This is a genomic window from bacterium (assembly GCA_013360195.1).
Classification (GTDB): Bacteria; Electryoneota; RPQS01; order RPQS01; family RPQS01; genus JABWCQ01.
Map to the genome: position 1 here is coordinate 1 of JABWCQ010000016.1, position 21,460 is coordinate 21,460.

The window sequence follows — 21,460 nt, forward strand, 5'->3', positions numbered from 1 at the left end:
TGCAACATTTAATCATAACAATACGTCGTTCCCGTTGACCGGGCAGCACATTTCTGCGACGTGTAATCAATGCCATGCGTCAGGTCAGTATGACGGACTGCCTACAACCTGCGTGAGTTGCCATTTGGCCGATTACAATGGGACAGAAGATCCGGATCACGAGGCGGCGCAGTTCCCGACCACCTGCCAGACCTGTCACACGACGTCCAACTGGGATGCAACATTTAATCATAACAATACGTCGTTCCCGTTGACCGGCGCGCATGTGCAGGCAACGTGTTTGCTGTGCCATGCGTCTGGTCAGTATGACGGACTGCCTACAACCTGCGTGAGTTGCCACTTGGCCGATTTCAATGCAACGACGGAGCCGGACCACGAAGCGGCGCAGTTCCCGACCACCTGCCAGACCTGTCACACGACGTCCAACTGGGATGCAACATTTAATCATAACAATACGTCGTTCCCGTTGACCGGGCAGCACATTTCTGCGACGTGTAATCAATGCCATGCGTCAGGTCAGTATGACGGACCCGAGCCGGATCACGAAGCTGCGCAGTTCCCAACCACCTGTCAGACCTGTCACACGACGTCCAACTGGGATGCAACGTTTAATCATAACAACACGTCGTTCCCGTTGACCGGCGCGCATCTCACGGCAAACTGCAATCAGTGCCACTCCGGTGGAATCTATGACGGTCTTACGACTTTCTGTTTTGATTGCCATCTGGCCGACTACAACGGCTCGGCCGATCCCGATCACCAAGCGGATCAGTATCCAACAACCTGCGATGATTGCCACACAACGTCAAACTGGACTTCGACGTTTAATCACACGCCGCTTTTCCCCATTAATTCAGGCGCACATCGAAACGAGTGGAACACCTGTTGGGAATGTCATCGCAACGGCGACTTCGCGGACTTCAGTTGCACGCATTGCCATGAACACCGGCAATCGGAGGCCGATGACGAGCACAGCGACGTGAACGGCTACGTATGGCTGAGCAGCGCATGTTACAGTTGCCATCCTGATGGCCGCAGTCTTCAGTATCCGCCACAATTCCCCGGTATGCCGAAGCTGAAATGACGCGCACTTCTTTCACATACTGGGGTCTTGTCGCGATCCTATTGTTGTGCGGCGCCACGCCCTTGCGCGCAGGGGAAGTTGCTGCGCGTGTAACCTATGTCGCGTGGAAAACGCTCTACTTGAATGCAGGGCGTGCGCAAGGTGTTGAAAACGGTCTTAATGGACTGTTATACCGCGGCGAAAGTCTCGTCGGGGAAATCACCGTCGCAGCGACGGCTGACTCAACTTGCGTGGCGACTCTTACGGCAGAGGGTGTTGTTGCTCTGCCCGGGGATCGGGCGATTATTTTGCTAATGGATTCTGAAAACCGCAACTTTCCGGCAGCAGCTCACTCGCCCATGCATTCAAACACAAATGATGCAGGTCGGCTCGTTTCAAGGCAACGAAAGCCGCACGGCAGATTCACAGGACGCGTAAGTTTCCAAACGGACATTTATCAGGACAACTCTAGCACGGAAGTGAATCCAGGCGCGACTCTTAGGTCAACCATTCCAGGCGTCATCACAAACAATTCCTCGTTAAGCTTGAAGTATCGCGGGCGGCAACGCACTAATCCAAATGGCAAGATATGGCAACATCGCTTGTACGAAGCTGGCCTTTCTTTCGAGTCTACGGAACAGCGGTGGCGCGCCAGTTTTGGTCGCATTCAGGCTGGATCTGTGGCCGGGATTGGGTACCTCGATGGAGCGTATGGCGAGGTGGGACTGGGAAATGGCTTTGCCGTTGGGGCATTCGGAGGGGCACAGGCTCAATCGGATCTATCAAATACCGACTTCAGCACTACGAAGGGTGGAGTCCTGCTCACGCACCGGCGCAGCGCGAGCTTTGTTCGCCGTAGCCAGTTTACTCTAGCCATGGCAGGAGAATACGTTTACGGGAATCTCAGCCGTGAGTTCATTTATCAGCAAAGCACGCTGAGCCTTGGCAACGGATTCTCGCTCTATGAGAGTTCCGATTTCAATATCAATCGCGGCTGGCGCCATGATGCAGAAGGTTCTGCTCTGTCACTCGCGAATATGCTGGCAAATGTCAGGTACGTGCCGTTCCGGTCAACTACTCTTAGTATCGGATATGATGGCCGCGCTCGCTATCACGAATGGGAATCCCGCGAGACACCGGACAGCTTGTTTGACGATGCGATCCGACACGGTCTTCGAGCAGGAATCGAACTCTCATTCTTGCACGGCGTGAGACTGGCTGCTCAGCAGAGTTACCGCAGCGATCCTGCGGATGACACGTTCTATCCTTCCGGGTCCTATTCTTTGTCCACAAACTCGATTCTTCATAATCCGGTCGGAGCCTCTGTCCGCTTCAACAGGTTCAGCAACAGGTTTTCAACCGGTGATTTGAGGTCTGTTTCTGCATCCTGGGCACCTGTACGATATGCCGAGTTGCGAGCGGAATACGGTCAAACGCAGTATGTCTACAGGCTGGATAAGTACAAGTCCGATTCAAATTGGATGCGCGCTTCCTTCGACCTCAATCTTCGGTCCGGCACTTATTTGTCGTTACAAGTCGATCAAAGTTCAACCGCGGACGAAACAACGGTCCGGAGTTTCATTGAATTAGGTCAACGGTTCCGGTAGAAACGGTGCTAAAGTACGCTGGTATGGGTCCTGATCGATCAGTGGCGGGTGTACTGCAGTACTGTTTGTCCACATAGCTCACTGGGCTGCGAGTCACCCGCGCCAAAAACAGGGAGCACCACCCTCCGTCTTCGCCGCGCGACATCGGAAGCGAGTATGTCCTATCCTGCAACTGGCACTGAAGACAGGGCAGATCACGAGCGTGGCGAGCAGCAGTATAATGATGCAGAGCATAATGAAGATGCTCTTAAACAAAACGCGAACCTCACCCGCTTCAAGAGCTCGAACTTCGAGAGTATTCAGGTCAAGTTCAATGCAGATGGCCGCAGCGGCATGCGAGAAGAGGTAACCGCGATTCATATTGTAATCCAATGTGAAGTTGCGCCTTCCGCTCAGTATTTCTCTAACTGAAATTTGCGGGCAGGAATACTCTGAAGACCGTCCCCTTATCGGTAGCCGACTCTACTTGAATATCTCCCCCATGCTCTTGAACAATTTGATGAGCAATTGTTAGTCCCAATCCAACTCCCACTCCAACACCCCAAGTCGTATAGCCGGGATCAAAAATTCTTGCCATTCGATCCTTTGGAATGCCAATTCCATTGTCTGACACCTCAACCACAATCTCATCATTTTTCAAATATGTCCGAATGATAATTTTTCCAGTCACTGGAATTGCATTGTTCGCATTGCTCAAAAGCTGCAGGAACATTTGATTCAATTTTGCGGGGTAGCAGTGTATTCTCGGCAGCGGCTGGAATTCTTTCACCACCTCAATCCCGGGCTTTCGCTCCTGCTCAAAGACAGATAATGCATCCTCAATGCTTCTGTGAATATCAAGGCTTTGCCTGTCCGCTTCGTCCAACCTGACAAAGCTCTTCATTTTCGATACTATGCGGGCAACACGGTTTGCCCCCTCGGCAACAACTCCCTGGTTTTGAAGGAGAATTTCGAGCAATTTTCCAATCCTTTCGCTGCTCTGCGACTCCGGCAATTCATTGATAGTCTCGGAAAGCTTGCTTACACATGTCTGTATATTCATGCTTGAACTTTGCACAGCCGCGATCGGATTATTGAATTCGTGCGACATCCCGGCCACAAAGCGGCCCATGGCCGCCATTTTTTCCGACTGAACCAATTGCGCTTGAGTCTTTCGGAGTTCGAGATTCGCCCTGCTTAGATCCTCATTTGACCTTTCGAGCAACGCATAGGAACTTTCAAGGTCCTCCATCGCCTTCTTGAGAGCGTTTTCAGTTGCCTTCCGATCCGTTATGTCCGTGACTATCCCTTCGATTGCCTTGACGGAGCCATCCTCCCCGCGTTCTGCCCACAGACTCATTTGTACAAAAAACTCGGAATCGTCACGTCTCCGAAAGCAGTACTCGCCGGTCAGCTGCCCGTACGTCGCTAGTGTTTGCATAACTTGAACACGATCTTGCGGATTTCGATATACTTGCGCTCCGATGTCCGTGACTGTCTCTTTTGCCTGATCATCTGAGTCATAGCCTAACATCTTAACGAGCGCCGGGTTTGCGGTGATAACTCGACCTTCCGGTGTTGATCGAATAATACCTGCGGTCGCGTGCTCAAATATGCCGCGATACCGCTCCTCACTTTCACGGAGGGCTGTCTCCACGCGCTCTCGTTCGGCGATGTCCGCGATCAGAGCTTGCTGCATGCGACGCACACTGTCTGCAAGCCGACCGAGTTCATCTGTGGACTCATAGTCAAGCACCGCGTCGAGTCTTCCGTGGGCGATGGATTTTGTTACGGCTGTGATTCTCCGCAATGGTCGGAGCACGGAACTTATCAGTCCTATCGTAATGAAGACAAGCATGCTGAGACATAGAATGATGGCAAGGCGCATGTTGCGCTGAGAAACAACACGGGATTGCCGCGCATTCTCAAAAGCCAACTCCATGCCGCTTTCGAGCCGATTGCCAAGTTCGATGTGCAGACTTGTAAGCTTTTCATAGCGACCGTTCATCTCCGCGACTTTCGGATACAGCTCCTCGTGGAGATCGCTTGCTATGAACTGCATCGTGAGCGATCTTGCTAGATCAAAATAGCGAATGAATGCTTCATGAGTCTCATATATTAGCCGGGATTGATCCGGCAGAAGTTGTCTCACCGAGTCTTCCAACGCGAGCACGCGGTCGCGCAGCTGATCCGCTTCGAGAATCATATCGGCATCCTGCAAGACAATAGCCGTTTGAAAGATGTGCCGCATCTGCATGGTAAGGCTGTTCAGTTCGTTGCTCAGCCGAACTGCGGGAAAGGCCTCAAGCTCGATTTTGTCGGCAAGCTTTGCGTTTCGGTCGGCCTGCAAATACGATATGCCGTATATGACGATAAATGCCATTGCGGCAAGCAACGGCATTGACATGATTTTGTGAGTGAATCTCATGTGTCGACTAAAATGTGACGTGGATGCTTTGCTTCACTTGATGGTGATTCGTATCACTGGTTTGGTGGAAGGTATGAATGAAGTATAACCTATGGCACCGGGCGTTGAGCTGATGTAATCTACAATTTCGGCCTCGGTGTCGAAAGCCTTCGGCGGCATGCCTCGCCCCGTGAACACCGCTTGCTTCCAGTAAGTTGAGAATTGTGATACGTCCCGGTCAAGGAACCGCTTCACGAAAGCAGTGTGAGTGGAACCCGACTTCAGAACGACAGGAACAATTCTCGTACCGTTTGACCATTGCGACTTCTTGCCCAGGTAGATGCGCTCAAGAGATGCCTTCTCGAGCGTCTTATCGGGCACACCGGTGTTTGCAAGAATATATATCTCCGCCGCCCATGCGCCCGAAAGAGTAGTAAGCAATAGCGCCAGGAGAATTGTTAATCTCAAAGCGTGCATCAGAAATGTACCGTGGTTTTCAGGAGCAGAGCGTGCCAATACCGCTCAAGATCGCCACTCACGACTCCTTCATGAATTGCCATTCCCTCGCGCAAGGCGACGCCGTCAATATAATGATACTCGGCCTTCACCATCCAGTTAGTATTCAATTCAAATCTCGTGCTCAAAGCCAAATCCTTCTCCCAGGCAACGTAATCCGGCCAACCGCGCAGCTTGGCGAATTCCCCCTCACGATCATCTGCCCGCGCATAATAAACTCCGTAGTACATTCCGCACGTCAGCCACTTGTTTGTGCGGCAATTCACCATCCCGTAAAGGCCTTCTTCTCTGGATGAGCCGGAATGTCCTTCATTCATGAGATTTGAATTGAACTCACCACTCAGTGTAACGCACCTCCACGCGTATTCAGCCGAAAATGTAAGCAATTGATTTATGTCAAACTCGTCCTCATAGTTAACCTGCCTCGTAAATTCGCGTGGATTTCCGTTTGAGTCTACGAGCGATACCGCATACTGCCATCTGCTGGAAAGTTCGAATTCACCCACGATTGCAGTCGTACCCAGCCGCAGGCCGGGAATGGGAGGTGACCATGTGAAAGCTCCGCCGTACACAACAGGAAACAGGACTTTTTCATTCTGAGACCCGAGGTATTCAACTGCAATGGTTGAAGAGTCTGCTCCATATTCCATCAAAACTTCCTGCGCCACTGCCGGTGCAGAATTGAAACCGCCAAGTTCAAAACTTCCGCCCCAGAAACCACTCCGCGGATTTGGAATGTTCAAAGTGCCGCACCACACTTCATAGTCGAAGTAACCGGTGTTGTGCAGAGGAACATTTCCGTACAGGCTCATGCCTTCGTGGGCAAGAACAAAGTCGCGAAGCCCTTCGTTGTAAACACATTGCGGCAATAGCACACTCGTGCGGAGCATGTCAATATCCCGGCCTTGATTATGGAATCCCAGCGGCAGCTTGATCTTGCCAACACGCGCACCAAGATAGTCTTGCCACTGATAGTCACCGCCCGCCCAATCGATGAAGACCTGGTTGTTTCCTTCGAGTCCGAGATCTCGCGCCAGAAATTGAATGCCGACCCGCAGCTTGTCCGTCGGTGTCGCCAAAACAGTTGTGCCAACTTCATTGTATTCGAAGCTGCCTTTCTCAGACCGGTCTACGAGCAATTGGTTCGCTGAAGTCGTCACAAAACCCTGACTTGCAAAGCCATTGACGTACAAACCTTGCGTTTGTGCTGGTGCCGATTGCACCGACAAGAACAGACTGAACAGGCAGGCCATAGATACAGCTAAGGCCTGACGAATCAGGACTATGTAATAAGTTCTTGAATGACCAAAAGTCTTGAGTACCGCCATGTCGGATGCTCTGCTGAAATGATTAAATGATCAGAAATTTATGGAGAAAGACAGCCCTGACGAGGAGCCGGGACCACCACTAAATGGCTGAACTTTCCAGTTTGCCGCGTGTCTGCCGACCAGCGCATCGGCTACTGCATAACCGTAGGCGCTGCCGACCCAAACATCAGATGCCCAATGCCAGCGTGAATCAATTCTCTGCAAGGCCACTGACGCCGCACAGAGATAGATAAGAATGTCAACCGGCACAGAGTGAATGTGCTCATCCATGACGCGTGCGATTTGGAACGCGTGCGATGAGTGCCCGGAAAAGAAGGATTGACCGGGTTCAAAAAAATCCCAATGAGTGGAGGAATACCCTTCAAGAGGACGAGGCCGTCCCGTTATCCTGTTCACCAGCACTTTTGGCGGCCCGGCAATCAAGTAACTCTCAAGGATTTCCGCGCTCATCCGCGCCATCCTCTCGAATCCGACAAGATAAGAAAGAGCCGCAGCTCCAAAAATGTATTTGTTCATCGTACCTTGCCGGCCAATTGGCTCCAGAAACTCGCCTGCTTCATGGAAAGGTTCCACTATCCAGTGGTCCTTGTTTCGATGGATTCCGTTAGTAATCTCATCATCGAGACAGTATATGCCTGCGCCAATAGCGACTATTCCGGCAAGGTATTTAAGAGACTTTGGACTAAGCCGCGCTGGTGAAGAATAAAGCCATACCGCATCCGATAAACCGGTCCTGCCTACGAATTCTATATCTTTCAATATCTTACGCGAGAAAACAGTCTTTCCAAACACCGGGTGCCCGTATGGTCTTGGCCGAGATCCGCTGCTGTCTGGAGTCGGGCCGCCGGATACCTGGGTAATGGCCAACGGAGACGGCACGCTCCCCGCGGGTGTAAATTCACCGGCATGTGCCGATATCAGCGAAATGAATAGACAAATGGCAAAGCCGGTGATGGTACGGAACTTCAACTCTTCTGGAAGATTGGGATTTGGGTGATACGGCTCTTTTCAGACACTATTTACGGTGGATTTTGCATAGATTCAATAGCTTCACTGAATTAGAATTGTGTGAAACAGCTCGGAGGTGACAATTTAAGTTATGTTTTTTCAATATGTTTACTTTGCGGACCGCACTTTCTGCACAACCTGCAGGGTCATATCCTCCTTTTTTCTAATAACTTGGTTTGCCTAGACAGGATATTTTGAGTTTATCTTCTTATTTTGATGTCTGGTCGACCGCCACAAATTGATTGGCCAGAGTTTCTCAGCCGAAGTGCCCTCAAGTGCGTCTGGCGGCTGTAGGGCTCAGAATTAGCTTTGCCTCAAAACTGGTTAAAATGGACAACTTGCAAGAGAAAGAATCAAACGACGAAATCAGCAGGCTAAAGTCTGAACTTGACGCCGTTCGTGCCCAGCTTCAGCAGACTCAGAAGCAGCTGATACACTCGGAGAAGATGGCAACCATCGGAATGCTCGTCGCCGGTGTTGCACATGAGATAAACTCTCCGATTGGCGCGCTTGGCAGCATGCACGCGACTCTTGTAAAGGCGCTCGAACGGCTTAAGTGCAACTTGACATGCGACGGAGCTAACAGTGCGCTCTTAGATGATCCCAAGATCGCCGCGACACTCGCAATAATCGACGATGCAAATCGTGTCATCACAAACGGGACTCTGCGCGTTACCGGCATTGTGCGCCGACTGCGAAGTTTCGCAAGAGTGGATGAAGCGGAGCGAACAATAGCGAATATTCATGACGGCATTGAAGACACGCTGACTCTGATCGAGCATGAAATTAAACACAATATCAAAATTGCAAAGCATTTCGGCAAAGTTCCCGATATCCTTTGCTATCCCGGACAGCTGAACCAGGTGTTCCTTAATCTTCTCGTCAACTCTCGTCAGGCAATGGAAAACGGCGGCGAAATCAGCATCACAACAGGAGTTGAAGATGGTTGCATCAGAATAGACTTCACTGATACGGGCAAGGGAATCTCGCCTGAGCACATTGAGAAGATTTTCGAACCCGGTTTCACGACCAAACAAGCGGGAGTCGGAACCGGACTTGGGCTGTTCATTGTGAAATCAATTGTTCAGGCTCATGGCGGAACGATCCGAGTTCAGAGTGAAGTGGACAAGGGAACGACTTTCACAATAAACTTACCCATTGAGCAAAGCGAACCGAATGCCTGTTGCCAATAACCGGGGAGTGCAAACTTGTGTTGGATTCAAGTTCTGGCGCGAGTTGTTTGCGTTCACACTGCTTGTTTTCGCTGCCAATAGCGCGCTTTCGGCGCCTGCTGATTCGAGTCGGAGCTTTGCAAAACCGCTGCCGTCCCGCACAGTCCTGGAACGAATCGTCTCTTTTCCTGGACAACTGGCTTATTCCCCCGTTCGTTATACGGTTCTCGGTCTTGGCTACGCAGGTGTCTATTTGGACGACACCGGCTTCATGCAGAGGGCAAGCAGCCTTTTCCGCCGGGCTGGCCTCCTGCCTGTCTACGCTCCTCGAACCGGCGCCGGGCTTCGTTATACGAAAAACGATTATCTTGGCGATTCTGCGAAGCTTGTCCTGACCGCATCCTCGTGGGTAGATGCCAGACAACTTTATTCCATCGCATGGGAAGAGATTTCGCTTGGACATGGTGTCGAATCCGGCCTGATGCTAAGATATCGCTCGCTAACTGCTGAGTCGTTCTACGGCAAGAGTCCACGTGCAAGAGAAAGTGATAGACTTTCCTATTCGGCGGAAGACGTTTTATTCGAGTTGTCGCTGCAAAGGGATATTCATGAATTCGTCCGGGCAAGCATAGAAATCGGAATGAGTAACACCAGTGTCTTCGACGGCCGAGATCACGGTTCCCGTCCGATTTCTGACGTCTATTCTGAAAACACTTTGCCCGGATTGAAGGATGACACGCGCCTTCAAGGAACCGAGTTCCGTTTGCGATATGATGACACAAACGATTCTGCTCACCCAAGCACGGGCAGGATCGGCGTCTTCAGCGCGTCGCTTTTCAATGATATTCATAATGATGAATTAAGCTTCTGGAAAACCTCTGCTGACTTGACTCAGCATATTCATTTATTCCGCGATCGCATTCTCGCATTGCGAAGTGCTGCGGAAATGACGCAGGGGATCGAGGGATCGGATATTCCATTCTATCATCTCGCTGAAATTGGCAGCTATGGAACAATTCGGGGATTCTCACGAGGCAGATTTCGCGACAATGACTTCTTTTTGGCATCTGCAGAGTATCGTTATCCGATTTGGATTCCGTGGCATAAAGCCGTGGATGCGGTAGTATTCGTTGATGGTGGACAAGTATCCCACGATATTATCGAAGAAGTGGCGTTGTCAGACTGGCAAATTGGATACGGAGGGGGATTTCGTTTCTACAATACAACTGGTTTGATTGCGAAAACCGAACTTGCCTTCTCATCCGAAGCGATGCGCTTCTATTTTTCGCTGAACACCCCATGATTCTGCGAATCGGCAACTTCATATTGATTCTGTGGTTCATCAGCATCGGTCTCGGCATTGCAGGCTGCGCCACCACAACGAGGTTTATTCCTCCGACACCATTGCCGGATGACCGCGCACACTTACCAGTGTGTCCGGAAGATACTGAGACTCATATCTTATGGGATGGTTACAAGCGGCAAATGGTTCAACCTGGAGCGGATCTCTTTGATATAAGTAGGTGGTTCAGGAAAGCCCTCGGAATTCCGAAAGAAGCGATGAATGCAGATGCCTTTGATGAAGTTAGAAACTCCAGCTGGTTTACGAACCGGAATTTTGTTGCTCCCCTTTCTCCCGCCGAAGTAGCACGCGGACCCAATACTGTCAATGGACCGGATCAATCTCAAGGCTGGACGATTATTCGCGCCAAAACTGTCGGTGTTACGCCAGGCTTTACAATTCGAGACTCGCGCGGTGACTCTTATGTCATAAAGTTTGATCCGCCCGGCAGCAGCGGCCTCAATAGTACGACCGATGTTATCGTGACAAAGTTATTGTACACCGCAGGCTACAACGTCCCGGAGAACTTTCTCGTCACTTTTGACCCCGCTATTCTAAGAATTGGTGAAAACGTCAAGTTTACTGGCAAAGATGGCAAGAATCGCGTGATGACATCGCAGGATTTGGCGGACATCCTTGCGCGAGTTGAGCTGACTCAGGACGGCAAAGTCCAAGGAATGGCGAGTAAGTATATAGATGGAAAGCCAATTGGCCCGTTCTTGTTCAAGGGAACGAGGCACGACGATCCGAACGACATTGTGCCCCATGAACACCGGCGAGAGCTGCGTGGTATGCGCGTCATATTCGCCTGGCTCGGCCATTACGATACAAACGTCAGCAACTTTCTCGATGGCTTTGTCGAAACTGACAGTGGAAATTACGTTCGACACTACCTTATTGACTTTGGCGCGTCACTGGGGAGCCATCCAAACGGTGCTAAGCCGGCGGATCGAGGAACCGAACCTTACATGGACCCCATCCACATGTTGAACAAGTCACTGGAGCTCGGCTTGGTTCGCCGTCCGCGGGATTACCAGGAGGCCGTGGCGTTTCCGGAAGTCGGACGCTTTTGTTCAAGGAACTTTCATCCCAAGAGCTTCAAATTTATTTTTCCGACCCGCGCATTTGAGTATTATACTCCGCGTGATGCCTTCTGGGGGGCAAAGATTGTGGCCTCCTTTACCGAGCCGCAAGTTCGAGCCGCTGTTCAGACTGCCCATTATTCTGATAAGGCTGCCGAGGATTATCTCGTTCAAACTCTCATGGAACGGCGAGCTATTGTGTGCCGGTATTGGTTTAACCGACTGTCGCCGCTTGATCACTTCCGACTCTCTGAAAGTGGTCTGCATTTTACGGATCTCGCGGTATCAGCCGGTCTTCAATACGACTCGCCACCGGATTACCGGTACAGAATGCACATGAATGGCCGCCAACTATCTGGTTGGCAGACCATTGGCACCGATCTGGAGATTGACAAATCACAATTCCCCTCATTCGAGTCGTCTGACGACCAATTGACAATTGAATTGCAAGTGCGTCGAGGCGGGAGTTGGAACTCATCTGTGTTAGTTCATCTGGAACGAACTGGAGACTCGCTGGTTATCGTCGGGGTCCAGCGTAGATCATAGCAGGTAACGCAAGACACTTTCGCGTGAACAACAACCCTTTTGGCGCAGTACTTGATATCAGGCGAAGTGAGCTTGCTCTCGCCTTGCTCATGTTCGGCTATTTCTTTCTTGTCATAACGAGTTTCTGGATCCTCAAGCCGATTAAGAAGGCATTGTTCATTCAGTATTATGACTCTGCCGGTTTCACTATGTTCGACTGGCACATGACTGCGTCACAGGCAGAGCTTGTCGCGAAAGTTCTGAACATGGTAGTTGCCGTTCTGGCCGTCATCGTGTTTTCCTGGCTTAGTAATCGTTTCCGCCGGCAGCAATTGACGTACTGCTTTAGCGCATTCTTCCTTGCCGGATATGCACTCTATGCGCCCCTGATCATCAGCCCATCAGACGTTACGGTCTGGACTTTTTACTTGTTTGGTGATTTGTACAGCACTCTAATGGTCGCAACTTTCTTTGTCTTCCTGAATGACAGTGTTACTCCTGCAGAAGCAAAGAGACTGTACGGCCTCATCGGGTTGGGAGGAGTTGCCGGAGGAGTCTTCGGTGCAAGCGTTGTCAGAGTGTGGATTGATGACTTGAACAGAAGCGACTGGATGTGGGTATGCTTCGCCCTTGCTACTGTAGTTTCCTTGCTGGCAATGCTGGCGGGTCGCATTGTCGGCAGGCGCGGTGAAACCGAATCAAATTCAGAGGGCGGCAAGCCGGAAGTATCCGGCAACCCTGCGACAGAAGGCGCTCAGTTAGTTTTCAAGTCGCGCTATCTATTCTCCATAGCGGCGGTCGTTGGAATATATGAGCTTGTATCCACCCTTTTGGACTTCCAGTTCACTGCAACGATTTCGCACTATCTGGATGGCGACGACATTGGGAGGCAGTTTTCTTTGGTCTTTGCGGTGACGAATTGGGTGTCGATGATCGTCCAGCTTTTCTTGACAAGTCTTATCATGACTCGTCTCGGATTAACTACCGCCCTGCTTGTATTGCCGATCGCCATATTCACTGGTTCGCTCGCATTTCTGATCTTGCCTGCGCTCTGGATTGGCAGTTCATTAAACACAATCGACAATGGCTTCAGCTATTCGATAAATCAGTCGGCCAAGGAAACGCTGTACGTACCTGCTTCGACAGCCGAGAAATATAAGGCCAAAGCGTTCATTGATATGTTCATTCAGAGGTTCGCCAAGTCCCTTGCAGTCGGAGTTAGCCTCGTTGTAACCTCACTGTTTGTCGAATTTGAGAGCATTCGCTATCTCTCGCTCCTTACTATTGCCCTGGTCGCTGTTTGGATTATTGCCGTCCTCTATGCCGGTCGGCGTTTCAATGATCTCTCGGCAAGCTGATTCAATCCGACTAAGTATCCATGGTAGTCATTTTAAGAAAGCTCTTAAATGTACGGCCCGGGGAGGAAGCTCGGACGGCGCTGATGTTTGTTTACAGCTTTCTTCTGATTGCATCACTGACAATTGTGAAGCCGGTTCGCGCTGCGCTTTTCCTGTCTGAGCTGGGACCAGAGAAGCTGCCCTACGTCTATCTGCTGATTGCGATTGCCACTCCCGCATTTGTTGTGCTTTACAGCGGCGCCTCTAAGCGTCTTCGCTTGAACCGCCTGATCACCGCGACACTCCTTGTGTCAATCGCATTCCTGTTGCTTTTCTGGTTCGCCCTTTCGAACGGATATCATGCGCATTGGTTGATTTACTCGTTCTATGTTTGGGTTTCCGCCTTCGGTTTGATCGTAACCACACAATTTTGGCTTCTCGCTAATTACGTATTCAATGCTCGTGAAGCGAAGCGGTTGTTTGGCATTATCGGTTCCGGGGCAATTGCCGGCGGGATCCTCGGCGGCTACTTGACGTCTACTTTTGCTCCTGCGCTTCACACACACGGCATGCTTCATCTTTGCTATTTATTCCTTGCCATGTGCCTTCTGCTCCAGTACATTGTGTGGCGATGGAGTGCGCGAATTGCATATGCCGACCGCATGAGGCGTGAAGAGCGGCAGAAGGCATTTCAGCTGGAGTCAAGTCCTTGGAGACTTCTGCTGCAATCCCGACTCGTCGTCTATATCGGTGCGATTGCCGGTACCGGCGTCCTGGTAGGTACGCTTATCGACTATCAATTCAGTGTCGTCGCTTCCCGGTCAATAACCGGTTCTGATCAACTTGCTTCATTCTTCGGATTCTGGCTTTCAAACCTGAGTATTGTCTCGCTTCTCTTTCAGGTCTTTGTAACCGGTTTTTTACTGAAGAGGTACGGAGTAAACACGTCGTTAATGTTCCTGCCTGCATTAGTAACTGCCGGCTCGGCAACCGCGGTGCTGTTCCCAACGCTCTGGGCGGCGACCTCCTTGAAAGTTGGTGAAGGAGGCTTGAAACAGTCTTTGCACAAGTCAGCTCTTGAATTACTTGGATTGCCGGTGCCTGCCAGGCTGAAAAATCAGGTTAAGGCGTTGATTGATGTCGCTGTTGACAACTTTGCAACAGGTCTGGCCGGATTGGTTATCCTGCTTCTTGTAGTGATTGGACTTGCCGATGTTCGTACTCTTGGAATTGTAATCCTCGTGTTTGCGGCATTGTGGATCGTATTGGTGGCCCGCACCAAATCAGAGTACTTGGACGCGTTTCGCCAGGCGATTGAAAGACGCACGATACGGCCGGAGGACATTTCCTATGAGATCTATTCCTCCATGCGTGCGGATCAGCTGATCGAGTTGCTTGGAGGAACGAACGATAGACAGATCTTGATGGCTCTAAGTTACCTGGAGAACATGAGAGATGCTCGCTTGCCGTTTCATCTTGAGCGCCTTCTGGATTCCTCTTCTTCTGATGTTCTCCGGTCTGTGTATCGTATTGCCCGGTCGCTTCCGGATGTTGATCTTTCTTTGAGAGCGCATAAGCATCTGTATCATAATCACCCTGCCGTGCGTGTAGCTGCAACAAGATATCTGCTTCGGCGGTCTGATGATAAGCAGGCGATGACGGAGGCTTTCTTGAGCGCTGAGAGTGATATGGTTAGGGCTGCGGCCATCGTGGCGGCGGCGAGGGAGTGGGTCGGAGACGGCGGGTTTAATGCTAGTGTAGATTTCAAGCGCCTGCTTGAGGATTTGTGCCGTCAGATAAGCATGAATCCGGCAGATTTAACTGTAACAAAGGCGCTGGCGGAAGCGTTAAGCATTGCTCCTCAACCGGAGCTGGAAGACTGTACTAAGACTCTCCTTCGTGCGAGTTCTCCGGATATAGTCGCATTTGCCGCACTTAGTGCGGGCAGGTCCGGTAATACCGGATTCCTCGATACTCTATTGCCGCATTTGGAGAATAGACAGCTACGGCAAAGGATTCGCGAGGCAATCGCAGGCTACGGTGACCTGGTTTCCGAACGGCTTGCCTTTCTGCTTAATGACGGCGACTGCAAATATAGTATCAGACTGGAGATCCCAAGAATTCTATTCATGATTGGGACAGATAAGAGCTTTACGTTGCTCTCCGATAGTCTCAACATCAGGAATGCGCGCTTGCGATTCGAAGTGCTGAGATCGCTGAACAAAATGAGGAGCCGCGACGCCCGCTTTCGGTTGAAATCGAAAATTCTCATGCCAGTTGTTTGGAATGAGATCGGGAACTACTATCGTCTCCTGCAAGTACATAATTGTGTGGATGGAAACGCGTTGCAATCCTCCCTCCCGGAACCCGACCCGGATACTATCGCCTTCCGGATGCTACTGAAACGCGCCGTAGAAGAGCGATTAGCCGACAGTTTGGAGCGCGTTTTTCGATTGCTTGGCTTGAGACATTCACCGAAGGATATGTATCATGCGTACCTCTGCATCAGCGGAAGTGCGCCTGACCAGCGCGCGAATGCGATTGAGTTGCTTGAGCTTGTTATCAGACCGCAGGTCTACTCGGTTTTAGCGCCAATAATTGAGTACTCGTCTCCTGCCGATCTAGCCGAACTTGGGAAGCGCGTTTTTGGAATACACATTACCTCGGAAGGCGAGGCGCTCTCAGCACTGCTTCAAGGTGATGACGATTGGCTTCGAGCTGTTGCGTTGCACGTCTGCCGAAGATCTTTGGACCTCAGTTGTGAAATGGATGTCTCCGAATTCGAAACTCACGGTCACTTTATGGTGCGGGAGGCAGCACTCAGGAATCGTGAAAATTCTGCTTTGACGGCGATTCGGTGAGGTTCACTAAATGATTACAACAGTTGAAAAGGTTGTCTTTCTTCAGGACATTGATCTCTTCGCTCGTATTCCTTTGGAGGATCTTGCCTACATTGCTATGATTGCCGAGGAACAAAATCTGCAAGCGGGTACCGTCATCTATTCTGAAGGGGATGTATCGGATTCGATGTACCTGGTTCTTGATGGCGCTGTGCGCCTGCACAGAGGCGGCGCGGACGTTATGATCGCGAAGGCACGGGATGCATTCGGGACATGGGCGCTGTTCGATAATGAAAGAAGAATTGTTACCGCCACAGTACTGGAAGATTGCGCGGTCTTGAGAATTGGGAAGGATGACTTCCTTGATCTCTTGTCTGATCATTCCAGGATTTCTGAAGGGATTTTGAAGGTAATGGCCGCCAAGCTGCGAAGCTTGGTTGGTTAGAAATCATTTCGCATTTGCTGCTTAGTAACGGAGAATACATGTCTGAGAAAACCAATCCGCAAATTATTGTACTTGTCGACGATGAAGAAATGGTGCTCACCAGCATTCGGTCTTTAATTGATCTCGAAACTGATTACACTTGTGTTCCGTTTCGCTCTGCTTCGCAGGCGCTTGAATTCATTGCTTCATCCACTGATATTAGTTTGGTCGTGTCCGATTTCCTTATGCCGGAAATGGATGGAATCTCCTTTCTCGCAAAAGTGCGGCAGCTGCGTCCCGATGTTCCCAGAATCCTGCTGACGGGCTATGCGGATAAGGAGAATGCGATCAAAGCAATAAATGAAGTAGGTTTGTTTCAGTATATCGAAAAACCCTGGGATAACAGCGACTTGCTGCTGATTTTCAGGAATGGACTGGAGAAGAGGCAGTTGATGAGGAAATTGCAGGAGAAAATTGATGAGATTAACAAGGCCTACAGCGATCTTGACTCGCTGCATCGTGAGATTGTAAAGGCTTTTGTATGACGTGACGACTGTTTGTGCCATGTCTCCATCGAAGTGAAAAGAGCCTGCGCATCGCAGGCTCTTGCTTGTTAATCGTGTTGTGATGCTCAGCAACCGCCGGTAATCTTCCTGGGTTTCTTGTCGGGTTCTTTTGGCCTGTCTCGTTGCGCTTCAATCATGGCATGAATTGCTGTGCCCGCTTCTTGCCGGAATTCCCGTACAACTGAGTTTACACTGTCCTGTCTCAATACCGCGCCTTCCCTGTTAAGAATCAGACTTCGGAAATGCGGTAGCCCCCCCTCAAGCACGGAAAGATTGCGATAACCGATTTCGTCAAGGACATGGTACGCTATTACTGCATCTTGTTCGTTCTCTGCAACTAATATCTTGCGGACGTGCCGGCGGGCGAACAGGGTGTTCCATTCCTTGCTGAATAACTCGTGAATCTGCAGATTGACAGATCCCGGCAATGAGAATTGATTATATGCCAACGAGTCGCTGACATCGACAATCTGCATACTCGGGTCTTTGTCAACGATTCGAAACGCAAGCTCGTCTGAACTCATGTAACTGGTTTCGCAGGCCTCAAGGTGCTCCAATGAGGAAGCCATGGCAATTGTTCTCGACTTTCGATCCGGAAGCGATATAAAAACTGCACCCGCGAATATTGTCACAACTGCAACGGTCAAGTGCTTTCTGAATCTGAAGTTGTTCGCGGGAGCTTGCCGATTCACTCGCTTCTCGATCCGGCTGGTTACGGCAAAAGCAGACACCGCTACGACAATCAGCGCAAAGGCAAACCATCCCGCCGGAAGGCCAAGCGAATCGTACACTTTCACCGGACCGAGTGCTGAGGATTCGTGGAATCTCTCCCAGGCCGGAAACATCTCCGCAAAGAATAACACACCGATGAACAGTCCGCCGACAAAGAAGAGCGCGTCGATTTTCCCGATTGCCGCAGCGCAAATGCTTGTGCCTGGGCAGTAGCCGCCAAGGATAAACCCAACGCCCATAATGGCTCCGCCGACTATAGCAGGCCAAAGCCACAGTGGATTTATGTATATGGCCTCCGTATCCAAGAGCCCGAAAAAATTGAGCAGCATTATCCCGCCCATAGCCGTGACGGCGGCGGAAAAGAATACTCTCAACACTGTGAAATCGTACCCGTAAAAGACTCCTGCGAGCTTTCGCGACGAGGAGAAACCGGCCTGCTCGAGCACAAAACCAAAGGCAATTCCGATAATCAGCGCGATAACAAAATTCAGTTCCGGAGAAATCGGATCAGGTACAAATGGTCCCATTCTGCTTACTCCTGCTCCTTAGATCCAAAGTCTGCGAAAAAGGTATGCGACTGCGTAGCCAGTTCCGAAAATCGCGAGCATTGTTATGAATCCAGCTGAGGACAGTACGGCCATACCACTAAGCGCCGCGCCGCTTGTGCAGCCGCGCGCAAACTGTGCGCCGATACCAAACAGTGCTCCGCCGGCAGCCGCAAATGCCCATCTAGTCTTGTTTGCAATGAATGGGCCGCCTTCGCTCTTAAATGAAAGGCGATCGGAGACCAGACCGGACAGAAACGCGCCTATGAGTACTCCCGCAAGTTCAAAAACCAGCCAGGATTTCATCGGGTTCTCCCGTTCTGCATTCATGTACGGCCCGTAATATGGCGATTCTGCGGCGTGATCCGGCGCCACTTTGCCAACAACCGCGATAACTGTGTCCTTTATCGCGCCGCTCGCGCCGAGTCCGCGACCGGTTACGAATATGCTCACAAGCAGTACTGCACCTAGTAGGAATCCGGCAAGATACGGATTCATATATTTCGTGGAAACCTGGTTCATCGCTGCACCATTTCAGGTTTATTTACTCCGTTTGATTTCTCCAGCACGCCACTTCCCTCTTCACTAAATTCTTCATATCCGGTTAACATTGCCTTAAGATTTGCGGTCGGTGACTTGCCCGTGGTTGTCAGGTAGATGTGCATCACAAAGAATGTCACGAGGATATAGGCTCCCAACGTGTGCATGGCTGCAACGACTGAGAGTCCGGAAATGTTCAAACTGATTACTTCGTACTTCTGCGGATACCGGTAGAACATGTAGATAAGGCCGGAGGTCACCATGATAGGTATCACTAATACTTTTAATCCGGCGTACACCAACTTCTGCAACGGATTCAGTTTACTTATCACCGTCCGCTTTGCCGGATGAGGTGCTCCGCGGAATATACCGAAGATGTAAAAATCAAGCTGCGCGCGGATATTCGCCGTTGTCGGTATGTACTGCTTCCATGCGTCTGTCGTTAGATGCCAGAAGATAGCAAAGCATATAAGTGCAAGAAAAGCTATTGCGGCCGTGTTGTGAATCTCTACAGCTTGCCGAAAACCAAAAAAGTGAAGTGATCCGTGTATTTCGAATCCTGTCACTCCCAATAGAACGATCAGAGCGGCCTGCATCCAGTGCCAGAAGCGCTCAAAAGCCGGATAAACATACTCTCGCTTCATTTTATCGCCTGCCTCCGCTTTCTGGGTGATGCAAGTCTCGCAACTCCATGAAGTCCTGCGCCAATCAACGTGAGGACAAGCAGGCTGACTCCCGTCCGTTCCACCCATATGTTTCTGTCACGACCGGGCAAATAGAAGTCGGTCAGGCTTGCCACCCTGCTTTCGCTGCGAGTGTGACATTCAACGCAGGAGAGCGCTTCCTTCGCCGGCGCCACCATGTGGTTGATCGGCCAGTACATCTCCGTGCCTGCGAATCCGTAATTACCGCTGTAAGGTAATCCAACCTCCTTCATGCCCGCTGCTGATGCTAATTGCCAGTCAAACTGGCGCCAGTATGCGCTGTCACCCGGCTGCCGTGACACTGTTTTCGGCTGAATCAGGTACTTGTACTGCGTGTCGTAAATCTGCCGCGAACGGTGAATCTTCACCGGTATTATTTTAGAATCCGGATCGCTGTAGGATCCGTGCAGTTCATTCACTCTCAAGGTTTCTGTAGGATCAAATGTGTCACCAATCAGATAGTGCGAGGCTGTTCCGTTAAACCAAACGTACTCGGGCTTGACATTCTTGCCCCAGATAAAAGATCCCTTCGTGGTCTGATATGTCTCGACACCTAACGTATCATTCTTTATGGAGTACGGCTGACCGTTCTGAAGTGTCCCCGCTGTCGACCAGTCCCACTGAAGTTTTGTCGGATGTTCCTTGGCATAGATCGGAATATGGCAGGTCTGACAGGCAACTTTCAGTGTGTGCTTATTCAAGACCCCGTCTGCATGCGGCAGCTCGCCGTGACAACTTTCGCACGAGACGCGGTCGCGATTCATCGAGGAAACGGAGTAGAGCTTCCCCAGCATCTGATGCTGCTCCGCCGTATGGCACGCTGTGCACTCCATATTGACTCCGTCGACCGCCATATGAATGTCCAAGTCTCGCGATGGCTCAAGCAAGGCGACTTCCAGGTCGCCGTGCTTGACGTTGTTTCCGCCGCCGCCAAAGAAGTGACAGGTTCCGCAATTTGCCCGCGTGGGTTTTCCAACGGTCTTCGCTACTTCCGTAAGGTCAACAGAAGGGTCCGGCATGCCCGCGCCGGCCTTCATGTATAAATTGCTTCTGTCATGACAGGCCAGGCAATCGACATTGTAGGGATTCTTGAAATCAAAGGATTCGTCACCATAGCCATAGCCGATGTGACAGCGATTACAAGCCTGCTCGTTGCCTGATATGCCAATGCAATAGTTATTCAAGATGTTCTTCTTGCCGACTTTGCGAATTCCTCTTCCTTCAATATATTCGATTCGGTCCCAATTCCAATGAGAGGATTGCATGACCTCGTGATGCCGTTCTGTGTGACAGGATACACACGTTTTCGTCACGTCCTGCGGCTTGCTGAAGGGACCGTTCAAGACTTCAAACTTGCCATGATCCACCGAAGGCTTGCGGACCGTTCCATAGCGCAAGCGAAGTTGCTCAAGAGGCGTCCGTTCTGAACTGCGTTCCGGCAGGATGTTCAGGAAGAGCAAGGCCAGAAAGCTCAGTATCCCCAGCACTACTAGTATTCGTCTCATACGACAATCATCAGCTTGGTTTGCCGGATGCGAGAGCTTGCCCACGCTGTTCGGTGTATTTCGGACAAGGTGGACGTAATCGGCGTACTCTTGCCTTTACCGAACCAAAAGTTGAGAAGTTCCATCAGATTCAACTTGACTCAATTTGTAAACTATACAATTAATTGCTTGAATATATGAATCAGACTCGCTCTTGTCAATCTGCTTTGACCTGTTCTTTGAGTAGTGTGACATGTCG

General features: G+C 50.7%; 18 protein-coding genes. 10 read left to right on the forward strand and 8 right to left on the reverse strand.

What is annotated here, in order from left to right:
• The 3 genes from HUU59_11190 to HUU59_11200 all read left to right on the forward strand — a co-directional run.
• Positions 1–1,084 (forward strand): hypothetical protein (locus HUU59_11190; GenBank protein NUO20003.1); only part of this gene is annotated, 1,084 nt, incomplete at its 5' end.
• A complete protein-coding gene (locus HUU59_11195; protein ID NUO20004.1) occupies positions 1,081–2,670 on the forward strand; it encodes a hypothetical protein in 1,590 nt (529 codons plus the stop codon). The genes HUU59_11190 and HUU59_11195, both read left to right, overlap by 4 nt.
• 156 nt (positions 2,671–2,826) lie before the next feature.
• Positions 2,827–3,081: a hypothetical protein gene (locus HUU59_11200; GenBank protein ID NUO20005.1), complete on the forward strand. Its 255-nt coding sequence runs from the start codon at positions 2,827–2,829 to the stop codon at positions 3,079–3,081.
• Here the strand turns inward: HUU59_11200 and HUU59_11205 are convergent.
• The 4 genes from HUU59_11205 to HUU59_11220 are packed head-to-tail and all read right to left on the reverse strand — an operon-like array spanning position 3,074 to position 7,869.
• Positions 3,074–5,077 carry a PAS domain S-box protein gene (locus HUU59_11205; GenBank protein NUO20006.1) on the reverse strand — a complete coding sequence of 668 codons (2,004 nt, stop codon included), beginning with the start codon at positions 5,075–5,077 and terminating at the stop codon, positions 3,074–3,076. The two genes, HUU59_11200 and HUU59_11205, sit on opposite strands and share 8 nt — an antisense overlap.
• A 33-nt stretch (positions 5,078–5,110) precedes the next feature.
• Positions 5,111–5,533, reverse strand: a complete 423-nt coding sequence (locus tag HUU59_11210) for a substrate-binding domain-containing protein (protein ID NUO20007.1) — start codon at positions 5,531–5,533, stop codon at positions 5,111–5,113.
• Positions 5,533–6,900: a hypothetical protein gene (locus HUU59_11215; GenBank protein NUO20008.1), complete on the reverse strand. Its 1,368-nt coding sequence runs from the start codon at positions 6,898–6,900 to the stop codon at positions 5,533–5,535. Before HUU59_11215 ends, HUU59_11210 begins: the two co-directional genes overlap by 1 nt.
• Positions 6,901–6,930: 30 nt before the next feature.
• A complete protein-coding gene (locus tag HUU59_11220) occupies positions 6,931–7,869 on the reverse strand; it encodes a phosphatase PAP2 family protein (protein NUO20009.1) in 939 nt (312 codons plus the stop codon).
• A 368-nt stretch (positions 7,870–8,237) separates the two neighbouring features.
• Here HUU59_11220 and HUU59_11225 point away from each other — a divergent pair, with 368 nt between their 5' ends.
• The 7 genes from HUU59_11225 to HUU59_11255 are packed head-to-tail and all read left to right on the forward strand — an operon-like array spanning position 8,238 to position 17,175.
• Positions 8,238–9,101 carry an ATPase gene (locus HUU59_11225; protein ID NUO20010.1) on the forward strand — a complete coding sequence of 288 codons (864 nt, stop codon included), beginning with the start codon at positions 8,238–8,240 and terminating at the stop codon, positions 9,099–9,101.
• Positions 9,067–10,383, forward strand: coding sequence for a BamA/TamA family outer membrane protein (locus HUU59_11230; GenBank protein ID NUO20011.1), 1,317 nt, complete (start codon positions 9,067–9,069; stop codon positions 10,381–10,383). The genes HUU59_11225 and HUU59_11230 overlap by 35 nt, the downstream gene beginning before the upstream one ends.
• Positions 10,380–12,050 carry a hypothetical protein gene (locus HUU59_11235; GenBank protein ID NUO20012.1) on the forward strand — a complete coding sequence of 557 codons (1,671 nt, stop codon included), beginning with the start codon at positions 10,380–10,382 and terminating at the stop codon, positions 12,048–12,050. Before HUU59_11230 ends, HUU59_11235 begins: the two co-directional genes overlap by 4 nt.
• 23 nt (positions 12,051–12,073) lie before the next feature.
• Positions 12,074–13,387: an MFS transporter gene (locus HUU59_11240; protein ID NUO20013.1), complete on the forward strand. Its 1,314-nt coding sequence runs from the start codon at positions 12,074–12,076 to the stop codon at positions 13,385–13,387.
• A gap of 20 nt (positions 13,388–13,407) precedes the next feature.
• A complete protein-coding gene (locus HUU59_11245; GenBank protein ID NUO20014.1) occupies positions 13,408–16,227 on the forward strand; it encodes a hypothetical protein in 2,820 nt (939 codons plus the stop codon).
• Positions 16,228–16,237: 10 nt separating this feature from the next.
• On the forward strand, positions 16,238–16,651 hold the full coding sequence (locus HUU59_11250; protein NUO20015.1) for a Crp/Fnr family transcriptional regulator: 414 nt from the start codon (positions 16,238–16,240) through the stop codon (positions 16,649–16,651).
• Positions 16,652–16,689: 38 nt separating this feature from the next.
• Complete coding sequence (locus HUU59_11255; protein ID NUO20016.1) at positions 16,690–17,175, forward strand: response regulator; 486 nt, start codon at positions 16,690–16,692, stop codon at positions 17,173–17,175.
• Positions 17,176–17,261: 86 nt separating this feature from the next.
• Here HUU59_11255 and HUU59_11260 read toward each other — a convergent pair whose 3' ends face one another.
• The 4 genes from HUU59_11260 to HUU59_11275 are packed head-to-tail and all read right to left on the reverse strand — an operon-like array spanning position 17,262 to position 21,222.
• Positions 17,262–18,455, reverse strand: coding sequence for a YeeE/YedE family protein (locus HUU59_11260; protein NUO20017.1), 1,194 nt, complete (start codon positions 18,453–18,455; stop codon positions 17,262–17,264).
• 18 nt (positions 18,456–18,473) lie between these two features.
• The gene (locus HUU59_11265) at positions 18,474–18,995 is read right to left on the reverse strand and encodes a YeeE/YedE family protein (GenBank protein ID NUO20018.1); all 522 of its coding nucleotides are present in this window, start codon (positions 18,993–18,995) and stop codon (positions 18,474–18,476) included.
• Positions 18,992–19,657 (reverse strand): cytochrome b/b6 domain-containing protein, encoded by a 666-nt coding sequence (locus HUU59_11270; GenBank protein NUO20019.1) that lies wholly within the window; start codon positions 19,655–19,657, stop codon positions 18,992–18,994. The genes HUU59_11265 and HUU59_11270 overlap by 4 nt, the downstream gene beginning before the upstream one ends.
• On the reverse strand, positions 19,654–21,222 hold the full coding sequence (locus HUU59_11275; GenBank protein ID NUO20020.1) for a tetrathionate reductase family octaheme c-type cytochrome: 1,569 nt from the start codon (positions 21,220–21,222) through the stop codon (positions 19,654–19,656). Before HUU59_11275 ends, HUU59_11270 begins: the two co-directional genes overlap by 4 nt.
• Positions 21,223–21,460 lie beyond the last annotated feature (238 nt).

What these genes read in the sequence shown, in the direction of transcription:
- HUU59_11195 (NUO20004.1), top strand. Translation starts at nt 1,081, where the DNA reads ATGACGCGCACTTCTTTCACATACTGGGGTCTTGTCGCGATCCTATTG.
- HUU59_11200 (NUO20005.1), top strand. Translation starts at nt 2,827, where the DNA reads ATGTCCTATCCTGCAACTGGCACTGAAGACAGGGCAGATCACGAGCGT.
- HUU59_11205 (NUO20006.1), bottom strand. Translation starts at nt 5,077, where the DNA reads ATGAGATTCACTCACAAAATCATGTCAATGCCGTTGCTTGCCGCAATG.
- HUU59_11210 (NUO20007.1), bottom strand. Translation starts at nt 5,533, where the DNA reads ATGCACGCTTTGAGATTAACAATTCTCCTGGCGCTATTGCTTACTACT.
- HUU59_11215 (NUO20008.1), bottom strand. Translation starts at nt 6,900, where the DNA reads ATGGCGGTACTCAAGACTTTTGGTCATTCAAGAACTTATTACATAGTC.
- HUU59_11225 (NUO20010.1), top strand. Translation starts at nt 8,238, where the DNA reads ATGGACAACTTGCAAGAGAAAGAATCAAACGACGAAATCAGCAGGCTA.
- HUU59_11235 (NUO20012.1), top strand. Translation starts at nt 10,380, where the DNA reads ATGATTCTGCGAATCGGCAACTTCATATTGATTCTGTGGTTCATCAGC.
- HUU59_11245 (NUO20014.1), top strand. Translation starts at nt 13,408, where the DNA reads ATGGTAGTCATTTTAAGAAAGCTCTTAAATGTACGGCCCGGGGAGGAA.
- HUU59_11250 (NUO20015.1), top strand. Translation starts at nt 16,238, where the DNA reads ATGATTACAACAGTTGAAAAGGTTGTCTTTCTTCAGGACATTGATCTC.
- HUU59_11255 (NUO20016.1), top strand. Translation starts at nt 16,690, where the DNA reads ATGTCTGAGAAAACCAATCCGCAAATTATTGTACTTGTCGACGATGAA.
- HUU59_11260 (NUO20017.1), bottom strand. Translation starts at nt 18,455, where the DNA reads ATGGGACCATTTGTACCTGATCCGATTTCTCCGGAACTGAATTTTGTT.
- HUU59_11265 (NUO20018.1), bottom strand. Translation starts at nt 18,995, where the DNA reads ATGAACCAGGTTTCCACGAAATATATGAATCCGTATCTTGCCGGATTC.
- HUU59_11270 (NUO20019.1), bottom strand. Translation starts at nt 19,657, where the DNA reads ATGAAGCGAGAGTATGTTTATCCGGCTTTTGAGCGCTTCTGGCACTGG.
- HUU59_11275 (NUO20020.1), bottom strand. Translation starts at nt 21,222, where the DNA reads ATGAGACGAATACTAGTAGTGCTGGGGATACTGAGCTTTCTGGCCTTG.